Here is a 1604-nt window from a genome sequence, read left to right on the forward strand (position 1 = left end):
CCGGCCGGCTGTCGCTGAGCTCGTCGCTGCCGACGATGTACCGCATCGGCTGCACCATGACCGGTGGTTCGTCCGGCGGTGGATGGGTGGAGACGGGCTCGGACGGCAAGCCGGCGCTCGTGTCCAACACCTCGATCGGTCCGGTGACTTCGGGCTGGCTGGCCGGTCCGCGTCTGGGCGACGTGGCCAAGGGCGTCTACGACTCGATGAGCAAGAAGTTCGCCGGCCGGTAGCCGCGACCCGGCGGAGCCGGGTCATGGACGGCGGCGGGTCTCCTCGTGGAAACCTTCACCGGCTCGCCGCCGTTCGTCCCCAACCCCACGGGCATAGTGGGGTGTCAACATCGCTTCAACGGGGGTAACCGCACCATGCGTTCCATACGTACGCCCTTCGCGCACCGGCGTGGACGGCGGCGCAACGTCCTGGCCGCCACCGGTCTCGTCGCGGCCCTGGCACTCACCGCCACGGCCTGCAACGGATCCGACGACGACAAGGCGAGCGACAAGACCGGCGCCACGGCCTCCGCGGCGGCCGGCAACGGCGGCGGCAAGGTCGAGATCCCGGCCGACATCGCGGGCAAGCTCAAGGAGCACGGCATCGATGTCGACAAGTGGGCCGACGGCGGCTGGAAGAACTGGGACAGGGACAAGTGGCTCCGTGACGCCAAGGACTTCGTCAACCCGGTGATCGAGGGCCTCTGGAAGCCGGAGCGGATGCAGTCCGCGAAGGAGGCCAACAAGACGCTCACGGCGAAGGACGCCGCTGCCGACCGGGGCGTGAGCGACCCGGATCCGCAGCCGGTGCAGGCCGCGGCGGAGAAGACGCCGTACCACGAGAACGCGGCACCCGTCGGCAAGGTCTTCTTCGACTCCCCCGAGGGTTCGATGGTCTGCTCCGGCACGGTCATCAAGGACGTCAACCACCCGGGCAAGTCCAACCTCGTGTGGACCGCGGGTCACTGTGTGCATGCGGGCAAGGGCGGCGGCTGGTACCGCAACATCACGTTCGTGCCGTCGTACAACGACCTCGGCAAGTCCGGGGCCCAGCTCAGCAACGTCACGACCTCGCAGGTCGCGCCGTACGGCAACTGGTGGGCGGACTGGGCGGCCACCTCGAACCAGTGGATCGAGGGCGGCTCGGAGACGGGCGGCGCCGGTGCCGCGTACGACTACGCGGTGCTGCACGTGAAGCCGGAGTCCGGGTCGAAGTCCCTGGAGGAGACGGTCGGCGCGGCGCTGGACGTCGACTTCTCCGGCCCGTCCGCGACCGAGGTCGGCAAGATGGGTGCCTGGGGTTACCCGGCGGCTCCGCCGTACAACGGTCTGAAGATGTTCAAGTGCATCGACCGGCCCGGCCGGCTGTCGCTGAGCTCGTCGCTGCCGACGATGTACCGCATCGGCTGCACGATGACCGGCGGCTCGTCCGGCGGCGGCTGGTTCCGGGTGGTGAACGGCAAGACCGAGCTGGTGTCGAACACCTCGATCGGCCCGACGGACAACACCTGGCTGGCCGGCCCGCAGCTGGGCAAGGAGGCCGAGGGTCTCTACCAGAACATGAGCAGGACGTACGGCGGCCGGTGACGACGGACGCCGAAGCGCCGAAGG

The 1604-nt window shown here is 69.3% G+C and carries 1 protein-coding gene and 1 pseudogene; both read left to right on the forward strand.

All coding sequences use genetic code 11. The annotated features are described in order from the left end of the window. A pseudogene (locus ACFW2E_RS41890) lies at positions 1-233 on the forward strand (hypothetical protein); the annotation flags it as partial. A 135-nt stretch (positions 234-368) separates the two neighbouring features. Beyond that, positions 369-1580, forward strand: a complete 1212-nt coding sequence (locus ACFW2E_RS41895) for a trypsin-like serine peptidase (protein WP_384475929.1) — start codon at positions 369-371, stop codon at positions 1578-1580. Positions 1581-1604: the final 24 nt, after the last annotated feature.

The sequence above is a fragment of the Streptomyces sp. NPDC058964 genome (assembly GCF_042741275.1).
Classification (GTDB): domain Bacteria; phylum Actinomycetota; class Actinomycetes; order Streptomycetales; family Streptomycetaceae; genus Streptomyces.